This is a genomic window from Hydrogenophaga sp. (assembly GCF_026125785.1).
Lineage (GTDB): Bacteria > Pseudomonadota > Gammaproteobacteria > Burkholderiales > Burkholderiaceae_C > Hydrogenophaga.
On the sequence record NZ_JAHCKL010000017.1, the window covers coordinates 42,769 to 64,094 of the forward strand.

Annotated in this window: 17 protein-coding genes; 2 read left to right on the top strand and 15 right to left on the bottom strand. The window is 63.8% G+C overall.

From position 1 onward, the window contains the following. Position 1 precedes the first annotated feature (1 nt). The 14 genes from mlaE to KIT53_RS15095 form a co-directional block, all read right to left on the bottom strand. On the bottom strand, positions 2-784 hold the full coding sequence (gene mlaE, locus KIT53_RS15030) for a lipid asymmetry maintenance ABC transporter permease subunit MlaE (protein WP_297753969.1): 783 nt from the start codon (positions 782-784) through the stop codon (positions 2-4). Beyond that, positions 781-1,611, bottom strand: a complete 831-nt coding sequence (locus KIT53_RS15035) for an ABC transporter ATP-binding protein (protein ID WP_297753972.1) — start codon at positions 1,609-1,611, stop codon at positions 781-783. Before KIT53_RS15035 ends, mlaE begins: the two co-directional genes overlap by 4 nt. A gap of 81 nt (positions 1,612-1,692) precedes the next feature. Beyond that, positions 1,693-3,159, bottom strand: a complete 1,467-nt coding sequence (locus tag KIT53_RS15040) for a glutamate synthase subunit beta (protein WP_297753975.1) — start codon at positions 3,157-3,159, stop codon at positions 1,693-1,695. 36 nt (positions 3,160-3,195) lie between these two features. Next, positions 3,196-7,977 carry a glutamate synthase-related protein gene (locus KIT53_RS15045; RefSeq protein ID WP_297753976.1) on the bottom strand — a complete coding sequence of 1,594 codons (4,782 nt, stop codon included), beginning with the start codon at positions 7,975-7,977 and terminating at the stop codon, positions 3,196-3,198. Between the two features lie 177 nt (positions 7,978-8,154). Beyond that, positions 8,155-8,859 (bottom strand): transposase, encoded by a 705-nt coding sequence (locus KIT53_RS15050; RefSeq protein ID WP_297753979.1) that lies wholly within the window; start codon positions 8,857-8,859, stop codon positions 8,155-8,157. Positions 8,860-8,924: 65 nt separating this feature from the next. Beyond that, positions 8,925-10,121 (bottom strand): MFS transporter, encoded by a 1,197-nt coding sequence (locus tag KIT53_RS15055; protein WP_297753981.1) that lies wholly within the window; start codon positions 10,119-10,121, stop codon positions 8,925-8,927. Continuing rightward, the gene (locus KIT53_RS15060) at positions 10,118-11,314 is read right to left on the bottom strand and encodes a deoxyguanosinetriphosphate triphosphohydrolase (protein WP_297753984.1); all 1,197 of its coding nucleotides are present in this window, start codon (positions 11,312-11,314) and stop codon (positions 10,118-10,120) included. Before KIT53_RS15060 ends, KIT53_RS15055 begins: the two co-directional genes overlap by 4 nt. Then, positions 11,311-12,438: a 3-dehydroquinate synthase gene (aroB, locus tag KIT53_RS15065; protein WP_297753988.1), complete on the bottom strand. Its 1,128-nt coding sequence runs from the start codon at positions 12,436-12,438 to the stop codon at positions 11,311-11,313. Before aroB ends, KIT53_RS15060 begins: the two co-directional genes overlap by 4 nt. Before the next feature lie 41 nt (positions 12,439-12,479). Next, on the bottom strand, positions 12,480-13,019 hold the full coding sequence (locus KIT53_RS15070; protein ID WP_297754055.1) for a shikimate kinase: 540 nt from the start codon (positions 13,017-13,019) through the stop codon (positions 12,480-12,482). A gap of 20 nt (positions 13,020-13,039) precedes the next feature. After that, on the bottom strand, positions 13,040-15,088 hold the full coding sequence (locus tag KIT53_RS15075; protein ID WP_297754058.1) for a type IV pilus secretin PilQ: 2,049 nt from the start codon (positions 15,086-15,088) through the stop codon (positions 13,040-13,042). Positions 15,089-15,159: 71 nt separating this feature from the next. Next, positions 15,160-15,714 (bottom strand): pilus assembly protein PilP, encoded by a 555-nt coding sequence (locus KIT53_RS15080; RefSeq protein WP_297753990.1) that lies wholly within the window; start codon positions 15,712-15,714, stop codon positions 15,160-15,162. Next, on the bottom strand, positions 15,714-16,388 hold the full coding sequence (locus KIT53_RS15085) for a type 4a pilus biogenesis protein PilO (protein ID WP_297753993.1): 675 nt from the start codon (positions 16,386-16,388) through the stop codon (positions 15,714-15,716). Before KIT53_RS15085 ends, KIT53_RS15080 begins: the two co-directional genes overlap by 1 nt. Positions 16,389-16,404: 16 nt before the next feature. Beyond that, the gene (locus KIT53_RS15090) at positions 16,405-17,025 is read right to left on the bottom strand and encodes a PilN domain-containing protein (RefSeq protein ID WP_297753996.1); all 621 of its coding nucleotides are present in this window, start codon (positions 17,023-17,025) and stop codon (positions 16,405-16,407) included. Further along, the gene (locus tag KIT53_RS15095) at positions 17,022-18,101 is read right to left on the bottom strand and encodes a pilus assembly protein PilM (RefSeq protein WP_297753999.1); all 1,080 of its coding nucleotides are present in this window, start codon (positions 18,099-18,101) and stop codon (positions 17,022-17,024) included. Before KIT53_RS15095 ends, KIT53_RS15090 begins: the two co-directional genes overlap by 4 nt. 400 nt (positions 18,102-18,501) lie before the next feature. Between KIT53_RS15095 and KIT53_RS15100 the strand changes: the two genes are divergently transcribed. Then, positions 18,502-20,793 carry a penicillin-binding protein 1A gene (locus KIT53_RS15100; protein WP_297754002.1) on the top strand — a complete coding sequence of 764 codons (2,292 nt, stop codon included), beginning with the start codon at positions 18,502-18,504 and terminating at the stop codon, positions 20,791-20,793. Here KIT53_RS15100 and cyaY read toward each other — a convergent pair. Next, positions 20,783-21,112, bottom strand: a complete 330-nt coding sequence (gene cyaY / locus KIT53_RS15105; RefSeq protein WP_297754005.1) for an iron donor protein CyaY — start codon at positions 21,110-21,112, stop codon at positions 20,783-20,785. The genes KIT53_RS15100 and cyaY overlap by 11 nt on opposite strands. 12 nt (positions 21,113-21,124) lie before the next feature. Between cyaY and KIT53_RS15110 the strand changes: the two genes are divergently transcribed. Continuing rightward, the gene (locus KIT53_RS15110; RefSeq protein WP_297754008.1) at positions 21,125-21,313 is read left to right on the top strand and encodes a lipoprotein; all 189 of its coding nucleotides are present in this window, start codon (positions 21,125-21,127) and stop codon (positions 21,311-21,313) included. The last annotated feature ends 13 nt before the right edge of the window (positions 21,314-21,326 follow it).

A 21,326-nucleotide genomic window follows, 5' to 3' on the forward strand; every position in this document is an offset into this window, starting at 1 on the left:
CTCAGATGCTGAACATCATCGCGGTCAGGACGAAATCCAGCGCCAGCACGCTCAGCGAGGCCACCACCACGGTACGCGTGGTAGCGCGCGAGACGCCTTCGGGCGTGGGCTGAGCCTCATAACCCTGGTGCAGCGCGACAAAGGTGACGGCAAAGCCGAACACCACGCTTTTGATGATGCCGTTGCCCACATCCGCCCAGACATCCACGCCGCCCTGCATCTGGCTCCAGAAGGCCCCGCCATCCAGACCGATGAGCCCCACGCCGACCATCCAGCCGCCCAGCACACCCACTGCACTGAACACGGCAGCCAGCAGAGGCATGGCGATCACCCCGGCCCAGAACCGCGGCGCGAGCACACGACGCACCGGGTCGACGGCCATCATCTCCATGGCGCTGAGTTGCTCGCCAGCTTTCATGAGGCCGATTTCTGCGGTCAACGAGGTACCGGCCCGACCGGCGAACAGAAGGGCCGTGACGACCGGACCCAGTTCGCGCACCAGCGAAAGCGCCACGAGTTGGCCAAGCGCGTCCGTGGCACCAAAGTCCTGCAGGGTGTAGTAACCCTGCAAGCCCAGCACGAAGCCCACGAACAGACCTGAGACGCCGATGATGGCCAGCGAGTGGTTGCCCAGGAAGTGCACCTGATCCCGAACCAGTGCGGGCCGGCGCAGCGCAGCCCCCAACAGCCACAGCAGTTTGAACAGGAGTCGGGTGGCATGGCCGATGCGCGCCAACTGGCAGCGCACGGCATAGCCCACACGGGCTGGATGCAAAGCCTTCATGGACGCCGCCTCTCCAATGGTGAAGCACCGAAGTCTTCTTCCAGTCCGGGCCCTGGGTGGTGAAAACGCACCGGCCCGTCAGGCAAGGCATTGACGAACTGGCGGACAAGCGGATCCTCGCTGTGCCGGACCTCTTCGGGTGTGCCCTGGGCCGCGATCCGGCCATTGGCCAGCACGATCACCTGGTCGGCGATGTGAAAGGTTTCGTCCAGGTCGTGCGAGACGACGATGCTGGTCAGCCCCATGGCATCGTTGAGCTGGCGGATGAGGCGTGCAGCCGTGCCGAGAGATATGGGGTCCAGACCCGCGAAAGGCTCGTCGTACATCACGAGTTCGGGATCCAGCGCGATCGCCCGAGCCAGGGCCACGCGCCGCGCCATGCCGCCGGAGAGCTCGCTGGGCATGAGGTTGCGGGCACCACGCAGGCCCACGGCGTTGAGCTTCATGAGCACGATGTCGCGCACCAGCGCCGCGGGCAGCTTCGTATGCTCGCGCAAGGGAAAGGCCACGTTGTCAAAGACGCTCATGTCGGTGAACAGCGCACCGAACTGGAACAGCATGCCCATGCGGCGGCGCGCACTGTACAGCGCGTCCGGCCCCATCACGGTGACGTCCTTCCCATCAAAGAGCGTCTGCCCGCTCTGTCCGCGGATCTGCCCGCCGATGAGCCGCAGCACCGTGGTCTTGCCGCCGCCGGAAGCGCCCATGAGCGCCGTGACCTTGCCGCGCGGCACGGTCAGCGAGATGTTGTCGAGGATGACGCGCTCGCCGTACCCGAAGGTCAGGTGGCGCAGCTCGACCAGAGGGGTCGTGGTGTCGGTGGGCATCAAACAAAAGCCGGGCAACTTCAAGCCCGGCTTCTGCATGATAAAGGATTCGGCTGGGCGGCGCGCCCGAGGCGCCCGCCTCTACCTCGGTAGGTCGGAATAGCCCATGAGGAACTCATCGACCGCACGGGCGGCCTGCCGGCCTTCTCGAATCGCCCACACCACCAGGCTCTGCCCACGGCGCATGTCGCCCGCCGCGAACACTTTGGGCACGTTGGTGGCGTAACCGCCGGTGAAGTCTGTGCTGGCCTTGGCGTTGCCACGCGCGTCCTTCTCCACGCCAAAGCCTTCCAGCACCGTGGCAACCGGGTTCACGAAACCCATGGCCAGCAGCACCAGGTCGGCCTGGTAGGTCTTCTCCGTGCCCGGAATCTCGACCAGCTTGCCGTCCTTGAACTCGACGTGCACGGTCTTCAGACCCGTCACCTTGCCTTTTTCACCGGTGAATTCCTTGGTCGAAATGGCGAACTCGCGCACGCAGCCTTCTTCGTGGCTGGAACTGGTGCGCAGCTTGAGCGGCCAGTACGGCCACACCAGGGGCTTGTTCTCCTGCTCGGGGGGCTGGGGCATGACCTCGAACTGGGTCACGCTGACCGCGCCATGGCGGTTGCTGGTGCCCACGCAATCGCTGCCGGTGTCGCCGCCACCGATCACGATGACGTGTTTGCCATCGGCACGGATCTGGCCCTTGAGCTTGTCGCCCGCGTTGATCTTGTTCTGCTGAGGCAGGAACTCCATCGCAAAATGAATGCCATCGAGATCCCGCCCGGGCACGGGCAGATCGCGGCTCTGCTCCGCCCCGCCGGTCAGCAGCACGGCGTCGAAGTCCTTCTGCAGGTCTTCAGGCGTCACCGTCTCCTTGGCCCAGTTGGTCACCTTGCTGCCCTTGGGCATCGTCCCCACCAGCACGCCGGTGCGGATCACCACTCCTTCGGCTTCCATCTGCGCTGCGCGGCGATCGATGTGGCTCTTCTCCATCTTGAAGTCCGGGATGCCGTAGCGCAGCAGGCCGCCCACGCGGTCGTTCTTCTCGAACAAGGTCACATCGTGTCCAGCACGCGCAAGCTGTTGAGCAGCCGCCATGCCCGCCGGGCCGGAGCCCACCACCGCCACCTTTTTGCCGGTTTTGTGGCGCGGCGGCTGAGGCTTCACCCAGCCTTCGGCCCAGGCCCGATCGATGATGGCATGCTCGATGGACTTGATGCCCACCGCATCGTCGTTCACGTTCAACGTGCAGGCCGCCTCGCAGGGCGCAGGACAGATTCGGCCGGTGAACTCCGGAAAGTTGTTGGTGCTGTGCAGCACCGTGATGGCGTTCTGCCAGTCGCCCTGGTAGACCAGATCGTTGAAGTCCGGAATGATGTTGTTGACCGGGCAGCCGTTGTTGCAGAACGGCGTGCCGCAGTCCATGCAGCGCGCGGCCTGTTGGCGGGACTGGCCTTCATCCAGGCCGACGACGAATTCCTTGTAGTGCTTCAGGCGTTCCGGCACGGGCTTGTAGCCCTCCTCCAGACGCTCGTACTCCATGAAGCCAGTGACTTTTCCCATGATGCGTTTCCTCGGTTCGTGTTCAGTGCAACTGGCTTACTTGGCCGGCGCCAGGGACTTCTTGGCCGCGCCCTGGGCCTTGGTGGTGGCCGCAGCGGCGGTCTTGCGGGCGTTGATCTCGCCCAACGCGCGACGGTACTCCGTGGGGAAGACTTTGACGAACTTCCCACGCGCCTGCGCCCAGTTGTCCAGCAGCTCGCGCGCGCGCTTGCTTCCCGTCCAGCGGTTGTGCTCTTCCAGCAGCTTCCTGAGCTGCGCCTCGTCGGTCTGGTCGCGGTGCCAGACAGCGCGGTCCATGGTGGCTTCCTGCTCCGCGGCAGGCAACACCTTGTCCAGGCTGACCATCGCCGTGTTGCAGCGCTTGGCGAACTCACCGTCCTCGTCGTAGACGTAGGCCACGCCACCGCTCATGCCGGCCGCGAAGTTCCGGCCAGTCTTGCCCAGCACCACCACGGTACCGCCCGTCATGTACTCGCAACCGTGGTCGCCCGTACCTTCCACGACTGCGGTGGCGCCCGAGAGGCGCACCGCGAAACGCTCACCAGCCACGCCGCTGAAGAAGGCTTCGCCGGTGGTGGCGCCGTACATCACGGTATTGCCCACGATGATGTTGCGCGTGGCTTCACCCCGGAAATCGATGCTGGGCCGCACCACCACACGGCCGCCGGAGAGGCCCTTGCCGGTGTAGTCGTTGGCATCGCCAATCAGGTAGAGCGTGATGCCCCGGGCCAGGAACGCACCAAACGACTGGCCACCCGTACCCTCGAGCTGGATGCGAATGGTGTCGTCCGGCAGCCCCTCGGGATGCAGCTTGGTCAATGCACCCGAGAGCATGGCGCCAACCGAGCGGTTGACATTGCGCGCAACCTCGATGAATTGCACGCGCTCGCCCTTGTCCAGCGCGGCGCGCGACTTCTCGATCAGCACGTTGTCCAGCGCCTTGTGCAGGCCGTGGTCCTGCAGCTCGGTATGCAGGCGCGGCACGTCCGGTGGCACAGCCGGCAGGGCCAGCAGGCGGCCAAAGTCCAGCCCCTTGGCCTTCCAGTGCGCCACACCCTGCTTCATGTCGAGCAGGTCGGCGCGACCGATCAGGTCGTCGAACTTGCGGATGCCCAACTGCGCCATGATCTGGCGCGCCTCTTCGGCGACGAAGAAGAAGTAGTTGACGACATGCTCGGGCTTGCCCGCGAACTTCTTGCGCAGCACCGGGTCCTGCGTGGCCACGCCCACCGGGCAGGTGTTGAGATGGCACTTGCGCATCATGATGCAGCCTTCAACCACCAGTGGTGCGGTGGCGAAGCCGAACTCGTCGGCCCCCAGCAGCGCACCGATGACCACGTCGCGGCCAGTCTTCATCTGACCGTCGGCCTGCACGCGGATGCGACTGCGCAGGCGGTTGAGCACCAGCGTCTGCTGCGTCTCGGCCAGGCCGATTTCCCAGGGACTGCCCGCGTGCTTGATCGACGACCAGGGCGAAGCGCCCGTTCCTCCGTCATGGCCGGCGATCACGACATGGTCGGCCTTGCACTTGGCCACGCCGGCGGCGATAGTGCCCACCCCGATCTCCGACACCAGCTTGACGCTGATGCTGGAATGCGGAGCCACGTTCTTCAGGTCGTGGATGAGCTGGGCCAGGTCCTCGATGGAGTAAATGTCGTGGTGCGGCGGCGGCGAGATCAGGCCGACGCCAGGCACGCTGTGGCGCAGCTTGCCGATGTAGTCGCTCACCTTGCCACCGGGCAACTGGCCACCTTCACCGGGCTTGGCCCCCTGCGCCATCTTGATCTGGATCTGATCGGCGCTCTGCAGGTACTCGGCGGTGACACCAAAGCGGCCAGAAGCCACCTGCTTGATGCGCGAACGCATCGAGTCACCGTCCTTGAGCTCGTAGTCGACCTCGAAGATGTCCTTGCCCAGCAGGTCGGACATGGTCTGTCCCTGCTTGATCGGGATGCCCTTGAGTTCGTTGCGGTAGCGCAGCGCGTCCTCGCCGCCCTCACCGGTATTGCTCTTGCCCCCGATGCGGTTCATGGCCACGGCCAGAGTCGCATGGGCCTCCGTGGAAATCGAGCCCAGCGACATGGCACCAGTGGCAAAGCGCTTGACGATCTCGGCAGCGGGCTCCACCTCGTCGATCGGGATCGCACCCGCCGGGTCGAACTTGAACTCGAACAGCCCGCGCAGCGTCATGTGCCGGCGGCTCTGGTCGTTGATGATCTGCGCGTATTCCTTGTAGGTGTTCCAGCTGTTGGCGCGCGCGCTGTGCTGCAGCTTGGCAATGGCGTCGGGCGTCCACATGTGCTCTTCGCCACGGGTGCGCCAGGCGTACTCGCCGCCGGCATCCAGCATGGTCGCCAGCACCGGGTCGTCACCAAACGCCGCCTTGTGCATGCGAATCGCTTCCTCGGCGATCTCGAACACACCAATGCCACCCACGCGGCTGGCGGTGCCGGTGAAGTACTTGTCGACCGTCTCACTGTTGAGGCCAATGGCCTCGAACAGCTGCGCTCCGCAGTACGACATGTAGGTCGACACGCCCATCTTGGACATGATCTTTGACAGGCCTTTGCCAATCGCCTTGACGTACTGGTAGATCGCCTTGTCGGCGCTCAGGTCACCCGGCAGGTCCTTGTGGATGGCGGTCAGCGTCTCCATCGCCAGGTAGGGGTGAACCGCCTCCGCGCCGTAGCCCGCGAGCACGGCGAAGTGATGCACCTCACGGGCGGTCCCGGTTTCCACCACCAGGCCGGCAGAGGTGCGAAGCCCCTCGCGCACCAGATGCTGATGGATAGCAGACAGGGCCAGCAATGCCGGGATGGCGATACGGGTCGCGCTGATCGCGCGGTCACTGACGATCAGGATGTTCCGACCACCCTTGATCGCATCCACCGCCGATGCGCACAGCGACGCCAACTGGGCTTCCACGCCGGCACGGCCCCAGCTCGCGGGATAGGTGATGTCCAGCGTGTGGCTGCGGAACTTGCCTTGCGTGACGGTCTCGATGTCGCGCAGCTTGGCCATGTCGGTGAAGTCCAGCACCGGCTGGCTCACCTCCAGTCGCATTGGCGGGTTCACCTGATTGATGTCCAGCAGGTTGGGCTTGGGTCCGATGAAAGACACCAGAGACATCACGATCGCCTCGCGGATCGGGTCGATCGGTGGGTTGGTCACCTGCGCGAACAACTGCTTGAAGTAGTTGTAGAGCGGCTTGTTCTTGTCGGAGAGCACGGCCAGCGGGCTGTCATTGCCCATGGAACCGATGCCCTCTTCTCCATTGGCCGCCATCGGGCTCATCAGGAATTTGATGTCTTCCTGGGTGAAGCCAAAAGCCTGCTGGCGGTCCAGCAGTTCCGGACTGACAGCCTCCAGGCCCAATGCCTGCGGCTCCGTGGCGCTGATGCGTTGCTCCTGCGCCGACTCGCCAGCCACCGGCTGCTCCACGTCGTCCAGACGGATGCGCAGGTTGTCGATCCATTGCTTGTAAGGCTTGCTGTTGGCGAGGTTGGCCTTGAGCTCCTCGTCATCGATCATGCGCCCCTGCTCCAGGTCAATCAGGAACATCTTGCCGGGCTGCAGGCGCCACTTGCGCACGATCTTGTTCTCCGGCACGGGCAGCACACCCGACTCCGAGGCCATGATCACGAAATCGTCGTCGGTGATGCAGTAGCGCGAGGGCCGCAGGCCATTGCGGTCCAGCGTGGCTCCGATCTGGCGGCCATCGGTGAACACGATGGAGGCCGGGCCATCCCAGGGCTCCATCATGGCCGCGTGGTATTCGTAGAAGGCCTTGCGGCGCTCATCCATCGTGGTGTGCTGCTCCCAAGGCTCGGGAATCATCATCATCACGGCCTGCGCGAGCGGGTAGCCCGCCATGGTAAGCAGTTCGAGGCAGTTGTCGAAGGTGGCGGTATCGGACTGTCCGGCGAAACTGATGGGATAGAGCTTCTTCAGGTCCTCGCCCAGCACAGGAGAAGACATGACGCCTTCTCGCGCCTTCATCCAGTTGTAGTTGCCCTTGACCGTGTTGATCTCGCCGTTGTGGGCCACATAACGGTAGGGGTGAGCCAGAGGCCATTCCGGGAAGGTGTTGGTGGAAAAGCGCTGGTGCACCAACCCCAGGGCAGAGACACAGCGCTCATCCTCCAGGTCACGGAAGTAGGTGCCCACCTGGTCAGCCAGCAGCAGCCCCTTGTAGACCACCGTGCGGCTGCTCATGCTGACCACGTAGTACTCCTTGCTGTGGGTCAGCTTCAGACGCTGGATCGCGGCACTCGCCGTCTTGCGAATCACGTACAGCTTGCGCTCCAGCGCGTCCTGCACGATCACGTCATTGCCACGGCCGATAAAGACCTGGCGGATCAGCGGCTCCTTCTCACGCACCGTGGGCGACATAGGCATGTCCTTGTTCACCGGCACGTCGCGCCAACCCAACAACACCTGGCCTTCGGCCGCCACGGCGCGCTCCATCTCCTGCTCGCAAGCCAGCCGGCTGGCGTGTTCCTTCGGCATGAAGATCATGCCCACGCCGTACTCACCGGCAGGCGGCAGCGCCACACCCTGGGCGGCCATCTCGGCACGGTACAGCGCGTCGGGAAGTTGAATCAGCAGGCCTGCGCCATCGCCCATGAGCTTGTCAGCCCCCACCGCCCCCCGGTGATCGAGGTTCTCCAGAATCTTCAGGCCCTGCTTGACGATGGCATGGCTCTTTTCGCCCTTGATGTGCGCCACGAACCCCACGCCACAGGCGTCGTGCTCATGGGCCGGGTCATACAGACCCTGTTGCTGGAGTTGCTGCTGCTCGGCTGCCGTGCTGCTCATGGCGCTTCCTTCTCGATTCGTGGGCGTATACAAAAACGGACTGGAAGCTTATGGCATTGCAACAACAATGCCAAGCAATTTAAATGGGGTCAGATTCCAATTAATTCAGATACACAATCTTCGGAAATTAAATGGGGACATATTTAAAGGCTGTGGGATCCTGCCATGAACGCGGCCTCAATCTGCGGGCTCCTGAGGCGCCGAGACAGGGCGCCCCCTGCGGGCCTGAGAAATGCGACGAGGGGTGCGCTTCTGTAGCTCGTCTTTAAAGCCTTCGTCGCCCAGCGCCCAACCCTGCAGCGTGGCGTCCGTAATGGCACGCTCTGAAGGCACGTCCACGCCTGCGCGCACCATTTCGGTGTAGGCGGCTTCGCGTGCAAATGGTGTATTGCCCAGACTCCAGTACAGCGGGTGAGGTGTGATGCGGCGATCCTGCGTCTGGCCTATGAAGTGCCTGTGGCTGGACCAGGGATGCTCCCGCGGCTCCATCACCATGCCCGCCCTCACCGGATTGAGATCCAGGTAGACCATGCAGGCCACGAGGTACCGTTCATCCTGAATCAGCGTGGACCTGTAGCGCCCTTCCCATAGCGTGCCGGTGCGCTGGTGCAGGTCGTTGAAATAGCGCACGTAGCGCCGTCCTACCGCTTGCATCATCAATGGCACACCGTCCTCGGTGTCGGGTGTCAACAACAGGTGAAAGTGGTTGTCCATCAGCACGTAGGCATTGATCGCCACCCGATGCTTGCGCGCATACTCGCCCAGCAATTGCATGAGCCGCTCGCGATCGGCGTCGCCGCGAAAGATGGTTTGGCGGTTGTTGCCCCGTTGAATCACGTGGTGGGTGTATCCGGGCACAGTGAGGCGAGGCAGACGGGCCATGGTAAACCTTCTGAAAATTAGAATCCGACCCCATTTTGCGACCCCATTTTGGAGTCCGAACCGAATTAAACACCAGCGCGCTGTTTCCAGACCGTCTGCAGGCGAACGGCCAGCAACATGCCGACCAGGGAGGACAGGGCTGTCACGGTCCAGGTGAGATGCCAGCCACCGACTTGCGTGGCCACCCAGGCGACTACGGGAGGGCCGAGAAACTGGCCAAGCGCAGAGAACTGCTGCATCCACCCCACGGTCGTCGATACGGTGTCCCGGTCGGGGGCGAGGCTGACCGAGAGGCCGAACAGCGTACCCGGAATCAGGCCACCCACACCCGAGAACACCAGCACCGCGAGGTACTGGCAGACAGGGTAGCCTTGCGCCGCGAACGCCACCACCGAACCCACTCCCATGGCGAGGTAGGCCATGGCAAGGACCAGCCCCGGCTGGGCCCCGCGCGCCAGCCAACGGCCCGCACCGATGTTGCCCGCCATGTTGATGCCTGCCGCCAAAGCGCTGAGCAGGCCCACCGTGCTGTTGCTATAGCCCGCCTGGTGGTAGATGGTCGGCAGAAAGCCCACCACCGCCAGCCACTGCCCCGAATAGACGAAAAACCCCAGCGCCATGAGCCACGGCCCGGGGGCGCGCAGCGTGCGCGCCAGCCGTGGGCCCAAGGACGATGCAGGGCCCGCAGCGGTTTGGCGAGGAACACCTCGTGCGAGCGCCAACGCCGCAAGGAGTGACAGCGCAGCCAGCAAACCCCACAGCCCTCGCCAGCCCAGCAGCGCCAGCAGCGGCACGCCCGCCAGCAAAGCCAAGAAGGTCCCCAGTGGCATGTAGGCACCCCACCAGCCCAGCGAGCGCGCCAGCGTGGGCGCATGGTGCACTTGCAAGCGCAGCAGACCAGGCGCCGGCAGCACGGCCAACAGAAAGCCCATGCCTTCGATCACCCGGGTGGCCAGCAACACACGCACATCCTGCGCCAGCGCGCCCCACGCGCTGCCGAACGCCAGGAGCACCAAGCCAGCGAGCATGACACGGCGAGGTCCGAGCCGGTCGGCCATCGACCCCACCAGCAACCCCAGTGTCATGCCCGCCAACTGAACCAGTGAGAGCAGGAAGCCCGCCTGCACCAGGTTCATGCCCAGGCTGTCGCGCAGCACCGGAATGGCCACCGGCAATTTGCCCACATGCAGCGCGCAGCTCACCCCCGCGAGCACCACCAGGGCCGCCTGCCGGCTTGCAGATTTTTCCCCCGCACCGGTCACGGAAACAGCACGGCGCCAAACAGACGCTCGTGTTCCCGGATGGCGAATCGATCGGTCATGCCCGCAATGTAGTCGGCAACCGCACGCGCCTGGTGCTGGCGACGGCCGTGTGCCTCGGGCAGTTCCTGTGGCTCCGCCAGGTAGCGCTCAAAAAGATCGTTCACGACCTTGCGCGCCCGGCTGGTGGTCTCCATGACCTGCGGATGCCGGTACAGGTTGCGCAGCAGGAAGGTCTTGAGTTGCTGGGTACGGTGGCGCATGTCGTCCGAAAAGGCCACGAGCACCGTGTGCGCACGCACCGCAGCAGTGCTGTCGACGCCGGAGCCGGCAATGCGCGCACGGGTGGTATCGATCACGTCGTACACCTGGTCGCTGAGCATCAGGCGGATGGCCTCGAACAGCAGACGCCGCCCCCCCAGGCGGGGGTGCGCGTCCAGGGCGCGGCGCCGGTAGTGATCGAACAGTTCCACGTCCTCCAACTGCTCCATGGTCAACAGCCCCGACCGTACCCCATCGTCGATGTCATGCGCGTTGTAGGCGATCTCGTCGGCCAGGTTGCACAGTTGAGCCTCCAGCGAGGGCGCACCCCCATGGAGGAAGCGCCACGCAACACCGCCCGGCTCCTGGGCTTCCAGACGCTGGGCATTGGCACGCGAACAATGCTTGAGCACCCCTTCACGTGTCTCGAAACTCAGGTTGAGCCCGTCAAACGCCGGATAGCGTTCTTCCAGTTCGTCCACCACGCGCAGACTCTGCAGGTTGTGCTCGAAACCCCAACCGCTGTCCTCTGAAGCGGCGTCCGGTGTCGGCGAGAGCCGGCGCAGGCAGGCGTGCAGCGCGTCCTGGCCGGCATGGCCGAAAGGCGTGTGGCCGAGGTCGTGCGCCAGGGCAATGGCCTCGACCAGGTCCTCATTGAGGCGCAAGGAGCGCGCAATGCTGCGGCCGAGCTGAGCCACCTCCAGCGAATGCGTCAAACGAGTCCGGAACAGATCCCCCTCGTGGTTGAGGAACACCTGGGTCTTGTAGACCAGGCGGCGAAATGCGGTGGAGTGGATCACCCTGTCCCGGTCGCGTTGGTAAGCGGTACGGGTCGGTGCCTCGGGTTCCGGATGGCGCCGGCCGCGGCTGTGTGCGGGGTCGCTGGCATACGGCGCCAGGCCGGCGACGGGTTGCGCGGCACCGGCGTTGCTCATGGGAACGTTTGCGTGCTGGCCTTGATGACGCGGGCAACGAGTTCGTCAGGAGCCGAACGCACCACGGCGTGCCCGGGCGGATCGATCACCACGAATTTGATGGACCCCGCCTCGGCCTTCTTGTCCACCCGCATCAGCGAAAGATAGCGACCCACGTTGTCCCTCGCGTCCAGGATGGGGGCCACCACAGGAAGACCCGCGCGATGCACCAGAGAGCTCAGGCGGTCGACAAAGGCTTTGTCGACGCCACCGAGCGCCTCTGAAAGCCGCGCGGCCATGACCATGCCGCAGCCCACCGCCTCGCCATGCAACCACTGGCCGTAGCCCATGCCGGCCTCGATCGCGTGGCCAAATGTGTGGCCAAAGTTGAGGATCGCCCGCAGCCCCCCTTCACGCTCGTCCTGTCCGACCACCTTCGCCTTGATCTCGCAACTGCGGTGCACCGCGTGTGCAAGTGCCTGCGGATCCCGCGCCACCAGATCGTCCACGTGGGATTCGATCCAGGCGAAAAAGTCCATATCAGCGATCGGCCCGTATTTGATGACTTCGGCCACACCGGCGCTGAGCTCACGCGCTGGCAATGTCTTCAAGGTATCGAGATCGCAGACCACCCGCAGCGGCTGGTAGAAAGCGCCGATCATGTTCTTGCCCAGCGGATGGTTGATGGCGGTCTTGCCGCCAACAGAGGAGTCCACTTGGGCCAGCAAGGTGGTTGGCACCTGCACGAAGGGCACACCGCGCATGTAGCTGGCGGCAGCAAAGCCCGTCATGTCCCCAACCACGCCACCGCCCAGCGCGAACAACACGGTCTTGCGGTCACAACCCTGTTCCAGCAAGGTGTCGAAGATGCGGTTCAGCGTCTCCCAGTTCTTGTGGGCCTCGCCATCAGGCAGGCTCACGGTATGCACCTTGGCATAACGCGCAGCCAGCGCACCCAACAAGCGCTGCGCGTAGAGCGGCGCTACGGTAGCGTTGGTCACCACCACGGCACTGGTGGCCGAAGGCAAGCCTTCGTAGGTGGCCGGCACGTCCAGCAGGCCGGGGCCTATGGTGATGGCGTAGCTGCGATCGCCCAGGTCGATACGCACCTCACCCGGATGCGAAGCAATGTTCTCTGAAGTCATGGCCGCGAGTGTATGCCCTGCGAGGGCGGCACCACGCGGTCTCAGTGTCCGCCCGCGCCGTGCCCGCCCGGGCGCACGGCGGGCGCTTGCCCGGCCAATTCCAGTTGCATGACGATCATGTTGACCAGTGTTGCCACGGATGGTCGGCCGGTCTCGATGACGAAATGCGCGGTCTGGCGGTACAGCGGATCGCGTGCCTCGAACAGGTCGCGCAAACGCTGCAATGGGTCCTCGACCTGCAGCAGCGGCCGGTTGCGGTCATGGCGCAGACGCCGGAAAACCTCTTCAGGAACCGAACGCAGGTAGACCACTGTGCCGCGGTCGTGGAGATGGGCTCGATTGGCCGGCCGAAGCACAGAGCCACCGCCTGTGGAAACGATGGACGGCGGCCCCTGGGTCAACTCGTCCAGCACGGCCTCTTCCAAATCGCGGAAACGCTCCTCCCCCTCGCGCTCGAAATACTCCCGGATTGAGCAACCCAGGCGCTCCTCGATCACATGGTCGGAGTCGAAGAAAGGAAGCGAGAGGCGCCGGGCGAGTTGCCGCCCGACAGTGGACTTGCCCGATCCCGGGAGCCCGATAAGAAAACTCGATGGAACACTCAATTGATCGCGGAGCGCCCCAATACGCGTGGCGTGATGAAGATCAGAAGCTCAGACTTGTTGGCGATACGTTCACGCGATTTGAACAGATTGCCCACCGCCGGCAGATCCCCCAGCAGCGGCACCTTGTTCACCTGATCGCGCTCCGTCTGCTCGAAGATACCACCGATCACGACAGTCCCCCCATTTTCCACCAGCACCTGCGTCTGGACATGCTTGGTGTTGATGGCGATACCATCCGGCGTCGACTCGCCCCGGCTGTCCTTGTTGATGTTGAGATCCAGGATGATGTTGCCCTCGGGCGTGATCTGCGGCGTGACTTCCAGCTTCAGGTTGGCCTTGCGGAAGGCGATGGCCGTTGCGCCACTGGAGGTGGCGGTCTGGTACGGGAATTCCGTACCCTGCTCGATCAAAGCCTTGACCTGATCGGCGGTAACCACCCGCGGGCTGGACACGATACGGCCCTTGCCATCGGACTCCAAGGCGGAGATCTCCAGGCTCAGGAAACGCGAGGCGTTCGGGCTGAACAGCGAGAGCGCATAAGAGGCAGCCAGAGCGTTGCTGGGATTGGCCGGCAGGCTCACAAAGGGCTGGGAGGTCAGCGTCGGGCCGGTCGAGACCGCGCCATAGGTCGAGCCGAAATTGCCCTGAACCTGATTCCCATTGACCGAACCCACATTGAAGTTGCGCACGCCACCACCCAGTCGCACACCCAGCGACTTGCCGAAGGTGTCATCGGCCTCGACGATGCGCGCCTCGATCATCACCTGGCGGATGGGAATATCCAACTTGGCAATCAGCGACTGGATCTGCTCCAGACGGGACGGAATATCGGTCACGAAGAGCTGATTGGTGCGCGGCTCCGAAATCACGCTGCCGCGTTCGGACAGGATGCGCGCATTCGCAGAGTTGCCCGAAGCACCGCTACCGGTCGACACCAGTTGGGCCGCAATGTCCGCCGCCTTGGCGTAATTCATCTGAAAAGCCTGCGTGCGCAAGGTCTCCAGGCTTTCGATCGAGGCCTTGGATTCCAGCTCCTGCTTTTCACGCGCCGTGATTTCATCCTTGGGCGCGATCCACAGCACATTGCCCGACTTGCGCATGCCCAGGCCTTTGGCCTGCAGGATGATGTCCAGCGCCTGATCCCAGGGCACGTCCTTCAGGCGCAAGGTGACCGAGCCCGTCACCGAGTCGGAAGTCACCACGTTGAAGTTCGTGAAATCGGCAATCACCTGCAGCAGTGAGCGAACCTCGATGTTCTGGAAGTTCAGCGACAGCTTCTCGCCGTTGTAGCCAGGCCCTTGCGTGAGCTTGGAAGAGTCGATCTTCTGCTCACGTACCTCGAGCACGAACTGGTTGTCGCTCTGGTAAGCCGAGTGCTCCCAGTTACCGGTCGGGGTGACCACCATGCGCACACGGTCACCCGTCTGCGTCGTGGTCACGGTCTGCACGGGCGTGCCGAAATCGCTCACATCCAGGCGGCGACGCAGCCCTTCGGGCAACGAGGTCTTGAGGAACTCCACCACCAGGTTCTGGCCTTGCTGGCGGATGTCCACCCCCACCTGGTTGTTGGCCAATTCCACCACCACCCGGCCGGCATTGCCCACGCCCCGACGGAAATCGATGTCGCGCAGCGCTGAGACGTCACGGTTGCGGCTTTCGGCGAAATGGGTGGCCGGCGGAGGCGCGGCCACCGTGACCGGTTGGGAGCGGTCCAGAACCACCAGCAGGGTCTTGCCCTCAATGCGCGTCTGGTAGGAGGCCGTCTGCTTGAGATTGATCACCACGCGGGTGCGGTCACCGGCCTGTACCACGTTGACGGAGCGGATGTTGCCCTCGTTGATCTCGACGGCGTTGCGACCTATCGCGTTGGTCACACCAGGAAAATCCAGCGCGATGCGGGCAGGCGCCTGGATGGTGAACCCGGTAGGCACGGCCGCCAGCGGCTCGACCGTGTTGATCCGGATCACCTCCACCCCGCTCTGCACACCACCGGTGAGCGACTGGATGGCGTTCTGGGCCTGCGCCCACAACGAGACCATCATCATCCCAGCGAAGACAGCCCCCCTGAGCACCCTGCGCTCGACTGCCGCGATTCCCGTCGCCCCGTTTGGCTTGTTCATTTAGAAGCACCTTCTAGTAGCTGCAGCGCCGCCGGGCGCTCGATCCATTCACCTGCCGCGTCCTGCACGATCTCGCGCAGGACCACTTCGGTCTCGCTGATGCGGGTCACGCGCCCGTAGTTCTGTCCCAGGTAGTTGCCGGGGCGAACCTGGTAGAGCAAGTTGTCCACCCGCACCAGCGCCACCAGTTGGCCGTCGCGCGTCAGGCTGCCCACCATGGACATCACGTCCAGCGGATAGGCCTCCAGCGGCTGCTTGCGGCGATTGAGCTCAGGCTCGATCAAGGCCGCATTGGTCACAGGCACCGCCTGGGTCCCGCGCAGCACGCTCGCGAGCTTCTCGCGGTTGAAGGGCGGCGACAGCCGCTCCGCCTCATAGGCTTTGGGCTGGAACTTGGTCGGCTCGGGAATGGGTTGCACCGAAGGCTTGATCGAGTTGCGCTCGTTCTGCATCCACGACTGCAATTCGTCCTGCCCGGACGATGTACAGGCCGCCAGGCTCAGAACCGACGCCAGGACCACGCCCACGCTCATATAACGGGAGATCCGCATCACTTCTTCGCTCCCTGGGCTGCCTTCTGCTGCAGCGCGATTTCTTCCTGGTCCAGGTAACGGAAGGTCTTGGCTACGCAATCCAGCGTCAGCACGCCCTCACGGTCGCGCACCGGTGTCAGCGTCAGGTTGTTGAGCGTCACGATGCGAGAGAGATTGGCGATGTCGGCCGCGAACAGCCCGATGTCGTGGTAGGAACCGGTCACACGCACGGATATCGGCAGCTCGGCGTAGTACTCGCGAACGCTCACCTGCCCCGGCCGGAACAGTTCAAACTGCAGGCTGCGACCCAGACCGGCCTGGTTGATATCCGACAGCAGCGCGTCCATCTCCGCCTTGCTCGGCAGTTGTTTTTCGAGCTGGGTCACGTACTGCTGGACCTGCTCCAACTGCTTCTTGAGCGCATCGAGGTTGACCGCCTGCACCAGCTTCTTGCGGTAGTCCTCGCGCAACTGGACCTCGCGCGCTTTTTCGGCCACCAATTCCTCGTCGGAGGCCTTGAGCCAAAAGAACCAAAGGCCGGCGATGACCGCCGCACAGACCACGACAAAGAGCAGGTTGCGCGGCAGCGCGGGCCATTGCGACGGATCGTTGGGATCAAGACCGGTGAACTGGGCCTTGAGCTTGTCCTGGATTTCCTTGAAATCCACGTTGATGCTGGGTGTTCGTGCCATGTTCCGGAGCCCTGGATCAGACCTTGCCGCCAGCGGCAGGCGCCTTGTTGGCAGCAGCGGGAGCGGGCGCCGTCGTCGACGGGCGCTTGAGCGTGGCCCGGATGGTGAAGTTCGACACCCGCCGCTGGTCGCGGCTGGATACGGCCATGTTGGCGGCGACGATCTCGACCAGCTCCGGACGCACCAGCCAGGTGCTGTTGTTCGACAGGTTGCGCAGCAGCTCGGAAACCCGTTCCTGCGATTGCGCAACGCCCACCAGCATCACGCTCTGGTTGTCCTGGCGCATGCTGTTGAGGTAGATGCCATCAGGCAACTGGGTCGCCAGCTCATCCAGAAGGTAGACCGGCAGGTTCCGGTCGCCCTGCAAGTTCTCCACCGCCGTCTGGCGAGCGCGCAGAGACGCGATCTCACGCTGAAGGGAGGCGATGTCCTTGATCTCCGCGTCCAGGCGCTTGATGTTGGACACGAGAAATTCATTGCGCTCCTGCTGAGCGGCGATCTGCCCCTGGTACCAAGTGAAAATGGCGCCACACACCACACCGCCCAGCAGGGCCGACAGGCCCAGGTGGGTATAGAACTGGTCCTTCTGGCGCTTGCGTGCCGCCTCCCGGTGCGGCAGCAGGTTGATGAGGATCATTGGTAAAACCTCCGCAGGGCCAGGCCCGTCGAAGTCAGGTAGGACGGCGCTTCCCTGGAAATCTTGCGGGCCTGCACGGTGGCACCCATTTCCATCGCGTCAAACGGGTTGATCACCATACAGGCGAAGGAAGTCTGGTGAGTGACCGCCTCGGTAAGGCCCGGCAGCGCGGCACTGCCGCCGGCCAGCAGAATGTGGTCGACCTTGTTGTAGGGCGTGCTGGTGAAGAAGAACTGCAAGGCGCGACCAATTTCCTGCGCCATGCTCTCAATGAACGGGTCCAGCACGGCCAAACGGTAGTCGTCGGGCAGATCCCCTGAGCGCTTCTTGGCCTCGGCTTCGTCCGAAGAAAAACCGTACTGGCGAACAATCAGTTGGGTGAGCTGCGCACCGCCAAAGGCCTGGTCGCGCTCGTACAGCACGTCGTCGTTGCGCATGACCTGCATGCTGGTTGTCAACGCACCCACTTCGAACAGCGCCACCAGCGAATCCACGCCCTGGTTCGGCAAGGTCTCGATCACGCGTCCGGCCGCCATGCGCGATGCATAGGATTCCACGTCCATCACCACCGGCTTGAGCCCAGCCGCTTCGGCAAGGCCCTGGCGATCCGACACCTTCTCTTTGCGGGACGCTGCAATCAGGACCTCGACGTCCCCCACCGAATTCGCGCTGGGGCCGATGACACAGAAGTCAAGACTGACTTCGTCCAGCGAAAAGGGGATGTACTGGTTGGCCTCGGACTCTACCTGGGCCTCGAGCTCCTTGTCCGACAGCCCTCCGGGCAGGATGATCTTCTTGGTGATCACGGCCGACGCCGGCAACGCCAGAGCGACGTTCTTGGTCTTGCTGCCACTCTTGCGAACCAGGCGCCGCACGGCTTCGGCGACTTCATCAAACTTCTCGATGTTGCCGTCGGTGATCCAGCCACGCTCCAGGGGCTCCATGGCACAGCGCTCCAGCACCAGGTCACCGGAACGATTGCGCCCGAGTTCGACCAGCTTGACGCTGGACGAGCTGACATCAATGCCCAGCAAGGGCGCCGGCTCACGGCTGAATAACGATCCCAATGAGATCAAGGTGACCCCCAAAAACAGTGATGACGGATGTCGCCATACTTAAGAATTCACTTGAATGCTAGCAGTAAGCCCCTTGTCCAGCAAAGATTTTTTGCCTTTGCGACAAAGTGAAACGTTGTCAAAAGCATACGCAAACACAGGCTTTTGTGAATTGCGTCATGAGCCGTTTCATCGGCCAATTCACAAGCACTCACAATAAGCCGGACGGTCATCCCGTCGCCGGCGGGCCCGATTTTTATAATCGGGATCCACTGCAACGATCGCCCGCATGCCCAAAAACGACGCTCCTCCGACTCGCTCTTCCGATAAGTCAGTATCGACCGGACGCACGACTCTCTTCTGGGCGGGTCGCTTGGTGGTGGGTCTGGCCGGACTGGCGGCGGCAGGTGTTGCAGGATTGATGATGGCCGTGGCCATCGCACTGGCGGTGGCCTATCCCAATCTGCCGGAGGTCTCCAGCCTGGCGGACTACCGCCCCAAACTGCCCCTGAGGGTGCTGTCCGCCGAGGGTTCGTTGATCGGCGAGTTCGGCGAGGAACGCCGCAACCTGCTCACCTTCGACCAGATCCCGACCGTCATGAAGAACGCGGTACTGGCGATCGAGGACGCCCGCTTCTTCGAGCACAACGGTGTGGATTACCGGGGCATGGTGCGGGCGGCGCTGGCCAACCTGCGCCAGGCCAAGAGCCAGGGCGCATCCACCATCACCATGCAGGTGGCGCGCAACGTCTACCTGTCTGCGGAAAAAAGCTACACCCGCAAGATCTATGAGGTGCTGCTGACCTTCAAGCTGGAGCACATGCTCACCAAGGAGCAGATCCTCGAGATCTACATGAACCAGATCTTTCTGGGCCAACGCGCCTATGGATTCGCCTCCGCCTCGCAGATCTATTTCGGCAAATCGCTCAAGGACGTCACCATAGCGGAGGCCGCGATGCTCGCCGGCCTGCCTCAGGCGCCCTCGGCCTACAACCCGATCAAAAACCCACGCCGCGCCCGCAGCCGCCAGCTTTACATCATCGATCGCATGGTCGAGAACGGCTTCATCACCGCCGCCGAGGCGGAACAGGCCAAGGCCGAGCAGATCAAACTGCGCCCCACCGTCAACCCCGATCGGCCACACACGGAGTTCGTGGCCGAAATGGTCCGCCAGGCCATCGTGGCGCAGTACGGCGATGAGGCCTACACGCGCGGGCTGGTGGTCACGACCACGCTGCGGCTGAAGGAGCAACTGACGGCGTACCGCGCCGTCCGCGCGGGCGTGCTGGACTATGAGCGCCGCCAGTTCTACCGGGGGCCCGAGTTGTTCATCGACCTGCCCAAGGATCCTGCGGCTCGCGAGGAGGCCATCGACGACGCGCTGGCAGATCGCCCGGACAACGACGATCTGCTCTCAGCCGTGGTGCTGGAAGCGGATCCGCGCCGCGTGCTCGCGGTACGCCAGGATGGCGAGCCGTTCGAGATCACCGGAGAGGGTTTGCGTCCAGCGCAATCCGGGCTCTCGGACAAAGCCGGACCCAACATCAAGATCCGTCCGGGCGCCGTGATCCGTGTGGTCCAGACCGGCCCCAAGGCGTGGCGCATCACGCAGTTGCCCGAGGTGGAATCGGCTTTCGTGGCGCTGGACCCGCGCAGTGGCGACATCCATGCCCTGATCGGCGGCTTCGACTTCAACAAGAGCAAGTTCAACCACGTCACGCAGGCATGGCGCCAGCCCGGCTCCAGCTTCAAGCCGTTCATCTACTCGGCCGCCCTGGAGAAAGGCCTGACACCGATGACCGTGGTCAATGACGCCCCTCTGTTCTATTCCGCCAGTGAGACTGGCGGCAAGCCCTGGGAGCCCAAGAACTACGACGGCCAGTTCGAAGGCCCCATGTCGGTGCGCCGCGCGCTGGCCAAGTCCAAGAACATGGTGTCCATCCGCGTGCTGCAGCTCGTGGGCACCCAGAGCGCGCAGGAGTGGGTGACGCGATTTGGATTCGATGCCGACAAGCACCCTCCCTACCTGACGATGGCGCTGGGAGCCGGCTCGGTGACCCCGATGCAGATGGCCTTGGGCTATTCGGTGTTTGCCAATGGCGGCTACCGCATTGCGCCCAACCTGATCACCCAGGTGACCGACCACCGCGGCAAAGTGCTGTTTGAAGCGCCTCCCGCCAAACTGACCGAGGAGCAACGCGTCATCGATGCGCGCAACGCCTTCGTGATGAACAGCCTGCTGCAGGAGGTCACACGCTCGGGTACCGCCGCACGGGCACAGGCCACCTTGAAACGAACCGACCTGTACGGCAAAACGGGCACCACCAACGACGCCGTGGACGCCTGGTTCGTTGGGTACCAGCCCACGCTGGTCGGCGCAGCCTGGGTGGGTTACGACACGCCGCGCAACCTGGGCAGCCGCGAAACAGGCGGTGGACTGAGCCTGCCGATCTGGATCTCCTTCATGTCCGAAGCCCTCAAAGGGGTGGAGGTCATGCCCTACACACCGCCGCCCGGTGTGGTCAACGTCGGTGGCGAGTGGTACTACGAAGAATTCGGGCCCGGACGCGGCGTACACGGCCTGGGCCTGCAGGACCCCTGGCCCGGCTCACCTGCGCCGGCAGTGGAATACGACCCGAACACCAACCAGCCGGTCAAGCCACCCATGGCCAACGAGGACCGGCGCAGCATCCTGGACCTTTTCAGGAACTGAAGTCGAGCGGCTGGGCGGCCTGCTCGGTGGCGAAGCGGGTCAACAGTTCGAAGAATTCTCCGCCGCCCTTGGTATCCATCCAGCGCTGGCCGTCGTGCTTGAAATGGAAGCCGCCCGCGCGCGCTGCCAGCCACACCTCGTGCAGAGGCTTCTGGAGATTGATGATGATCTGACTGCGGTTGGCAAAGGTCATGGTGATCATGCCTCCCACCCTCTGGTTGTCGAGGTCGGCATCGGTGGCGTCGTTGAGGCGGTCACACGCCAACTCAACAGCCCGCAGCAGGGCTTCTGCGCGGTCCTGGTATTCGGTATCGGTCATTACAATGCCTGAATGTCTGGGTCGAAAAGCATTCTAGGCGGGCCTCCGGCCCCTTCGCGCCACATGGCCATGGCAGCGCTCTGCGTGGCAGCGCTCGCCGTCTCGGCCTGCGGGCAGAAGGGCCCGCTGTATCTGCCCGACCCGAACGCACCGGTCAAGGCCAAACCGGCTGCCAAGCCCCCCGCAGAAGCGCCACGCTGACCCTCTTCATCCC

Excerpts from the sequence above, each read along its gene's own strand:
- mlaE (WP_297753969.1), bottom strand. The coding sequence starts at position 784 with ATGAAGGCTTTGCATCCAGCCCGTGTGGGCTATGCCGTGCGCTGCCAG.
- KIT53_RS15035 (WP_297753972.1), bottom strand. The coding sequence starts at position 1,611 with ATGCCCACCGACACCACGACCCCTCTGGTCGAGCTGCGCCACCTGACC.
- KIT53_RS15040 (WP_297753975.1), bottom strand. The coding sequence starts at position 3,159 with ATGGGAAAAGTCACTGGCTTCATGGAGTACGAGCGTCTGGAGGAGGGC.
- KIT53_RS15045 (WP_297753976.1), bottom strand. The coding sequence starts at position 7,977 with ATGAGCAGCACGGCAGCCGAGCAGCAGCAACTCCAGCAACAGGGTCTG.
- KIT53_RS15050 (WP_297753979.1), bottom strand. The coding sequence starts at position 8,859 with ATGGCCCGTCTGCCTCGCCTCACTGTGCCCGGATACACCCACCACGTG.
- KIT53_RS15060 (WP_297753984.1), bottom strand. The coding sequence starts at position 11,314 with ATGAGCAACGCCGGTGCCGCGCAACCCGTCGCCGGCCTGGCGCCGTAT.
- aroB (WP_297753988.1), bottom strand. The coding sequence starts at position 12,438 with ATGACTTCAGAGAACATTGCTTCGCATCCGGGTGAGGTGCGTATCGAC.
- KIT53_RS15075 (WP_297754058.1), bottom strand. The coding sequence starts at position 15,088 with ATGATGATGGTCTCGTTGTGGGCGCAGGCCCAGAACGCCATCCAGTCG.
- KIT53_RS15080 (WP_297753990.1), bottom strand. The coding sequence starts at position 15,714 with ATGCGGATCTCCCGTTATATGAGCGTGGGCGTGGTCCTGGCGTCGGTT.
- KIT53_RS15085 (WP_297753993.1), bottom strand. The coding sequence starts at position 16,388 with ATGGCACGAACACCCAGCATCAACGTGGATTTCAAGGAAATCCAGGAC.
- KIT53_RS15090 (WP_297753996.1), bottom strand. The coding sequence starts at position 17,025 with ATGATCCTCATCAACCTGCTGCCGCACCGGGAGGCGGCACGCAAGCGC.
- KIT53_RS15100 (WP_297754002.1), top strand. The coding sequence starts at position 18,502 with ATGATGGCCGTGGCCATCGCACTGGCGGTGGCCTATCCCAATCTGCCG.
- cyaY (WP_297754005.1), bottom strand. The coding sequence starts at position 21,112 with ATGACCGATACCGAATACCAGGACCGCGCAGAAGCCCTGCTGCGGGCT.
- KIT53_RS15110 (WP_297754008.1), top strand. The coding sequence starts at position 21,125 with ATGTCTGGGTCGAAAAGCATTCTAGGCGGGCCTCCGGCCCCTTCGCGC.